The 912-nt window shown below is 47.9% G+C and carries 8 tRNA genes; all 8 read right to left on the reverse strand.

The window, feature by feature from the left end:
* Positions 1–164: 164 nt before the first annotated feature.
* Positions 165–240: transfer RNA gene (locus HWY38_RS05385), tRNA-Ala, on the reverse strand.
* A 4-nt stretch (positions 241–244) separates the two neighbouring features.
* Positions 245–321: transfer RNA gene (locus tag HWY38_RS05390), tRNA-Pro, on the reverse strand.
* A gap of 16 nt (positions 322–337) precedes the next feature.
* A tRNA-Arg gene (locus HWY38_RS05395) sits at positions 338–414 on the reverse strand.
* Between the two features lie 10 nt (positions 415–424).
* Positions 425–510, reverse strand: a tRNA-Leu gene (locus HWY38_RS05400).
* A gap of 14 nt (positions 511–524) precedes the next feature.
* Positions 525–599 (reverse strand) — tRNA-Gly (locus HWY38_RS05405).
* Positions 600–623: 24 nt separating this feature from the next.
* Positions 624–705 (reverse strand) — tRNA-Leu (locus HWY38_RS05410).
* A 6-nt stretch (positions 706–711) separates the two neighbouring features.
* Positions 712–787, reverse strand: a tRNA-Lys gene (locus HWY38_RS05415).
* A gap of 39 nt (positions 788–826) precedes the next feature.
* Positions 827–899, reverse strand: a tRNA-Thr gene (locus tag HWY38_RS05420).
* Positions 900–912 lie beyond the last annotated feature (13 nt).

Here is a 912-nt window from a genome sequence, read left to right on the forward strand (position 1 = left end):
GTAGTTTGACTGACTACGCACATCGCTGTGCGATTTATTTAAAACTTTGAATTAACAGGTACGTTTTGTCTTGTTTAGTTTTCAAAGATCATTTTGTTCACTTTCTCAAGCAACTTTTTAAGTATATAACAAGTTTCTTTTAAAGTCAACATATTTTTTATAAATGGTGGAGCCTAGCGGGATCGAACCGCTGACCTCCTGCGTGCAAAGCAGGCGCTCTCCCAGCTGAGCTAAGGCCCCGAAGTGGTCGGGAAGACAGGATTCGAACCTGCGACCCCATGGTCCCAAACCATGTGCTCTACCAAGCTGAGCTACTTCCCGATTTTTAAAAATATTATGGCGCGCCCGAGAGGAGTCGAACCCCTAACCTTTTGATCCGTAGTCAAACGCTCTATCCAATTGAGCTACGGGCGCATAACAATAATGCCGAGGGCCGGACTTGAACCGGCACGGTAGTCACCTACCGCAGGATTTTAAGTCCTGTGTGTCTGCCAATTCCACCACCCCGGCGTGGATGGTATAGTTGGAGCGGAAGACGGGATTCGAACCCGCGACCCCCACCTTGGCAAGGTGGTGTTCTACCACTGAACTACTTCCGCATACAGGATAACTATCCTGTATAATGCGGGTGAAGGGACTTGAACCCCCACGTCATAAGACACTAGATCCTAAGTCTAGCGCGTCTGCCAATTCCGCCACACCCGCGTAACATGGTGAGCCATGAAGGACTCGAACCTTCGACCCTCTGATTAAAAGTCAGATGCTCTACCAACTGAGCTAATGGCTCTTTTTAAAAGACTTATGTTATAATCTTGTCCAAAAACAGTGCCGGCCAGAGGACTTGAACCCCCAACCTACTGATTACAAGTCAGTTGCTCTACCAATTGAGCTAGGCCGGCAAATATGGTGGAG

The organism is Bacillus sp. KS1, from assembly GCF_020075515.1.
In the GTDB taxonomy this organism is placed as follows: domain Bacteria; phylum Bacillota; class Bacilli; order Bacillales; family Bacillaceae; genus Bacillus; species Bacillus velezensis.